Origin of the sequence: Sphingomonas sp. NPDC019816, assembly GCF_050274375.1 — a bacterium.
Classification (GTDB): domain Bacteria; phylum Pseudomonadota; class Alphaproteobacteria; order Sphingomonadales; family Sphingomonadaceae; genus Sphingomonas.
The window spans coordinates 1-4,591 of the sequence record NZ_JBNNOB010000198.1; the positions used below are offsets into that span (position 1 = coordinate 1).

The 4,591-nt window shown below is 67.6% G+C and carries 6 protein-coding genes; 3 read left to right on the forward strand and 3 right to left on the reverse strand.

From position 1 onward, the window contains the following. Nucleotides 1–162 precede the first annotated feature (162 nt). From ACQKJZ_RS18150 to ACQKJZ_RS18160, 3 genes are all read right to left on the reverse strand, one after another. The gene (locus ACQKJZ_RS18150) at nucleotides 163–1,119 is read right to left on the reverse strand and encodes a 50S ribosomal protein L11 methyltransferase (RefSeq protein WP_427732952.1); all 957 of its coding nucleotides are present in this window, start codon (nucleotides 1,117–1,119) and stop codon (nucleotides 163–165) included. Continuing rightward, entirely contained in the window at nucleotides 1,109–1,804 is a 696-nt protein-coding gene (locus ACQKJZ_RS18155; protein WP_427732954.1) for an SDR family NAD(P)-dependent oxidoreductase, read from the reverse strand. Before ACQKJZ_RS18155 ends, ACQKJZ_RS18150 begins: the two co-directional genes overlap by 11 nt. A 76-nt stretch (nucleotides 1,805–1,880) precedes the next feature. After that, the gene (locus tag ACQKJZ_RS18160; RefSeq protein ID WP_427732956.1) at nucleotides 1,881–3,239 is read right to left on the reverse strand and encodes a methyl-accepting chemotaxis protein; all 1,359 of its coding nucleotides are present in this window, start codon (nucleotides 3,237–3,239) and stop codon (nucleotides 1,881–1,883) included. Nucleotides 3,240–3,458: 219 nt separating this feature from the next. On the opposite strand from ACQKJZ_RS18160, the gene sdhC reads away from it, so the two are divergent. The 3 genes from sdhC to ACQKJZ_RS18175 form a co-directional block, all read left to right on the forward strand. After that, entirely contained in the window at nucleotides 3,459–3,869 is a 411-nt protein-coding gene (gene sdhC, locus ACQKJZ_RS18165) for a succinate dehydrogenase, cytochrome b556 subunit (protein ID WP_312489674.1), read from the forward strand. Next, complete coding sequence (sdhD, locus tag ACQKJZ_RS18170) at nucleotides 3,869–4,252, forward strand: succinate dehydrogenase, hydrophobic membrane anchor protein (RefSeq protein ID WP_427732959.1); 384 nt, start codon at nucleotides 3,869–3,871, stop codon at nucleotides 4,250–4,252. The genes sdhC and sdhD overlap by 1 nt, the downstream gene beginning before the upstream one ends. After that, on the forward strand, nucleotides 4,252–4,591 hold a 340-nt coding region (locus ACQKJZ_RS18175; protein WP_427732961.1), incomplete at its 3' end, for an FAD-binding protein. The genes sdhD and ACQKJZ_RS18175, both read left to right, overlap by 1 nt.

Below are 4,591 nucleotides of genomic sequence, written 5' to 3' on the forward strand. Positions count from 1 at the left end.
GGCGTAGGAGGTCGACGAGGGCCAAACATGCTCCCCCTCCCGCCGGGGGGGGGGGGGTGGGGGGAGGGCAAGGAGTCTCACGGAGACCATCGCTTGCGGCCCTGCCCTCCCCCGACCCCTCCCGCCTACGGGAGGGGAGAAGAAGGGGTGGCGGTAGAAAAATCAGATATCCAACGCCCAACCATCCCGCCCCTTGGGATCGAACGGCGCATTCGGCACGAACCGCTCGCGCCCCGCGCGCAGCCGCAACACGCTCCAGTCACCACGCCGGTCGACTGTCTCCAGCGTGCAGCCGCACGCCTCATACGCTGCAACCACATCGGCGCGTTGCGTCTCCAGCAACCCCGCCAGCACCAGAGTCGCCTCCGGCCCCGCGATCGCGGCCAGTTCGGGCGCCATCGAGATCAGCGGCCCGGCCAGGATATTGGCGATGACCAGATCATAAGGCGCAGCCGCCATGATCGGATCGGCCAACGCTCCGTCGGCGACGATCAGCTCGACCCCGTCGACATCGTTGATCGCGGCATTCTCGGCCGTCACGTCGATCGCGATGGGGTCGATGTCGGTGGCGACGACCTTCGCGTCGGGCCAGAGATGCCGTGCGGCAAAGGCCAGCAGGCCGGTGCCGGTGCCGACGTCGATGGCATTCGCGACCGTCTGCGACGCCATCGCGTCGAGCATGGCGAGGCAACCGCTGGTCGTCTCATGATGCCCAGTGCCGAAGGCGCGGCCCGCCGGGATATGGAAACCGCGCAAGCCCTCCGGCACCGCCTCGTCGCCCGTGTGGACGAAGAACCGCCCGACCGAGAGGGGCTCCAGCCCCGCCTGACTCATCGTGACCCAATCCTGCGCCGCCAGATGCTCGACGGTGGCGGGATGGTCGCCCGCGCTCGGCACCAGCGCGCGGATCGCCGCGATCGTCGCGGCATCGGGCTCGGCCTCGAAATAGGCGTCGAGCCGCCAATGCTCGCGGTCGTCCTCCACCTCTTCGGTGGTCATGATGACCGCGTCGATCGCCAGATCGTCGGCGGCGTCGATCGCCAGATCGTCGGCGGCGTCGATCGCCTCCGCCTCGTCGCGGGTGCAGGGCAGGGTCAGCTTCCAGCTGTCAGCGGACATAGCTGGCTCCATTCACGTCGAGGACCGCGCCGGTCATAGAGGGCGGCGCGTCGGTGCACAGGAAACGGACGGTCGCGGCGACCTCCTCGGGGCTAGCGACGCGGCCCAGCGGAATGTCGGCGAGCAGCTTGTCGCCGCCCCGGCTGGCCAGATAGTCGTCGGCCATGCCGGTCATGGTGAAGCCCGGACAGACGGCGAAGGCCAGGATGCCTTGTGCGGCATAGCCGCGTGCGATGGTCTTGGTCATCGCGACCATGCCGCCCTTCGACGCGGCATAATGCCAGTGCGCGGGGCTGTCGCCGCGATAGGCGGCGCGGCTGGCGATGTTGACGATGCGGCCGCCCACCCCACGCGCCTGCCAGTGCAGCACGGCCAGGCGGCACAGTTCGGCCGAGGCGGTCAGATTGACCTGCATCGTGCGCGCCCAGCTGTCCGACCAGTCTTCGGCATCGAGCGGGCTGGCCTCGAAGATGCCGGCATTGTTGACCAGCACGTCGATCGCGCCGCCCGCCTGTTGCAGCGCCTCGGCCCAGAGCCGCGCGGGCGCGTCCGCTTGCGCCAGGTCGGCGGCGATACCGCTGCGCGTGCCATGGCCCAGGACCCGCGTGTCGGGCAGTTCGCCCAGAGTCGATGCGATGGCCGCGCCGATGCCTCGGCTGCTGCCCGTTACCAATATCGTCGTCATGTCCCCCGCCGTGCCGGGCGGCGGCCGAGGCGTCAACCGGCACCTTGATTCCTCCCCTTCAGGGGAGGAATCAAGGTCACGCGGCGACGCGGGCGACGAATTGGGTGGCGCTGGTCTTCAGCTCGCCCAATTGGGTGTCGAGGCTCTCGAAGCCGCGTCCGACCTGGTCGATCTCCTGCGCGACATTCTCGGTATCGGCACGGATTGCGGCGATCGTGTGCGACATCGAGTCGGCGGCGAGCGCGGTCTCGTCGACGGCCGCCGTGATGGCGGTCACCGTCTGCGCCTGCGCCTCCATCGCGAAGCGGATGCGCTCGGCGGAGGTCTGCACCTCGTGGACCGTCGCCTTGATCGAGGCGTTGGTCTCGACCGTGGAGCGGGTCGCGGCCTGGATCGCGGCGATCTTGGTGGCGATATCGTCAGTCGCCCGTGCGGTCTGGCTGGCGAGGCTCTTCACCTCCTGCGCGACGACCGCGAAGCCCCGGCCAGCGTCGCCCGCCCGCGCCGCCTCGATCGTGGCGTTGAGCGCCAGCAAATTGGTCTGCCCGGCGATATCGCGGATCAGGCCCAGGATCGATTCGATCGACTTGGCATGATCGGACAGCATCTCGGACATGCCGACCGCCTGGCCTGCCTGCGCGGCGGCGCGGTTGGCGACGTCGGCGGCCTGGTCGACCTCGGTCCGGGCGTCCTCGATCGCGCGGATCAGGCCGGCGGCGGTCTGCGCCGCCTCGCGCATCGCGACCGCCGACTGTTCGGCGGCGGCGGCGACTTCACTCGATTTGCCCAGCATGCCGCGCGTCGACAGCGACGCCTCCTGCGCCTGGCGACGCAAGTCGCGGCCCTCGACCGTGGCATTCTCGACCACCGTGGCAATTCCATTGCGGAAGTCGCCCGCCAGTCTTTCCCGCTCGCGCTCGGTGGCCCAGCGTTCATAGCCGTTGAACAGCTCCACCGTCAGTTCGGTCTCCATCCCGAACAATCGCATGAGCGTGTCGATCAGCGCGCTGCGGCGCGGGTCGTCGATCGGGATCACCTCCTGCAACACCTTGAGCGCGGCCCGGTCGCTGGCACAGGACATGGCCAGTACCTTCATCGGCGGCACCTCGGCCCCGAAAGCCGCCTCGACCGAACGCCCCAGCGACTCGACCCATTCGCGCCCCGCCAGATTGCAGAATCGATTATAGAGATAGGTCCGCCCCGCCGTGCGCTGCCGCTCGCGATCGAGCGGCGTCCATTCGGGCTGATTCGGATTGGCGGCGCGCCAATGCTGCCAATAGGCCTCGACCACATCGTCCACATGCGGCTCGATCAGCGGCCAAAGCTCTGCCGCGAGCCGGATGAGCGAACCGTCCCCGCCGTCAAAGGCGCGAATCCGGGCGTCGAGATCGATCCCGGCGGTGATGATCGTGGACGATGGCAGGTCGGACTTCAAAATGTGGCTCCCCCGATTCAGGCAGACCGGAACTGGATGCGCGCGACTTTGGCGGGAAAACCGTTAAAGCCGCGTTAGCCGCGTTAGCGCCGTCGGCAGATGCGCGCGGCACATGGCGGGCCCGATGCAAAATCGCCTCTTGGCTTGCATCCTGACGGCGTCTTCACCATAGGCGTATCCGCAAACCAGCCCGACTTTAGACTGTTCGAGGATCCGCCCTTGGCCGCCCGCAACACCGCACGCCCGCTTTCCCCGCACCTCCAGATCTGGAAATGGGGCCCCAACATGCTGGTCTCCATCCTGCACCGCGCCACCGGCACGGGCATGGCGACCGTGGGCACCGCCCTCCTCGTCTGGTTCCTGGCCGCCGTCGCCGCCGGCCCGGAAAGCTATGCGACGTTCCGTGACGTCTTCACGGTCGAATCGGGCCGGCTCAACATCATCGGCTATATCGTCGGCATCGGCCTGACCGCCTGCCTGTTCCAGCATATGGCGAACGGCATCCGCCACCTGTTCATGGATGTGGGCGCGGGCTTCGAGCTGAAGTCGAACAAGCGTCAGGCGCAAGCCACCATCGTCTTCGCCGTCGTGATGACGGTCGCCTTCTGGCTCTATCTGGGGATCAAGTGATGCGTTCGGGAACCGCGATCGGCCGCGTGCGCGGCCTGGGCTCGGCCAAGTCGGGCACCCATCACTGGCTCAACCAGCGCCTGACGGCGGGATCGAACTTCCTGCTGGTCGTCTGGCTGCTGATCTCGATCCTGCGCCAGCCGTCCTATGACTATGCCGCGATGCGGTTGTGGCTTTCCAACCCCTGGGCCGCCATCCCCATGGTGATGCTGGTCGCGTCGGTCTTCTATCACATGCGCTTGGGCCTTCAGGTCGTGATCGAGGATTATGAGCAGGACCAGAACCGGGTCGCGCTGCTCGTCGTCATGAACCTGTTCGTCTTCACGACCGCCGCCATCGCCATCTTCTCGATCCTCAAGATCGCCTTCGGAGCCGCTGCATAATGTCTGCTGCCGCCTACAAGATCATCGACCATACCTATGACGCCGTCGTCGTGGGTGCGGGCGGCTCGGGCCTGCGCGCCACCATGGGCATTGCCGAGGCCGGTCTGAAAACCGCCTGCATCACCAAGGTGTTCCCGACGCGCAGCCACACCGTCGCCGCGCAGGGCGGCATCGCCGCCTCGCTGGGCAATATGGGTCCCGACCACTGGACCTGGCACACATACGACACAGTCACGGGGTCGGACTGGCTGGGCGACCCGGACGCGATCGACTATCTCTGCAGCGAGGCACCCGCCACTGTGTACGCGCTGGAGCACGCCGACATACCGTCCAGCCGCA

Excerpts from the sequence above, each read along its gene's own strand:
- ACQKJZ_RS18155 (WP_427732954.1), bottom strand. The coding sequence starts at position 1,804 with ATGACGACGATATTGGTAACGGGCAGCAGCCGAGGCATCGGCGCGGCC.
- ACQKJZ_RS18150 (WP_427732952.1), bottom strand. The coding sequence starts at position 1,119 with ATGTCCGCTGACAGCTGGAAGCTGACCCTGCCCTGCACCCGCGACGAG.
- sdhD (WP_427732959.1), top strand. The coding sequence starts at position 3,869 with ATGCGTTCGGGAACCGCGATCGGCCGCGTGCGCGGCCTGGGCTCGGCC.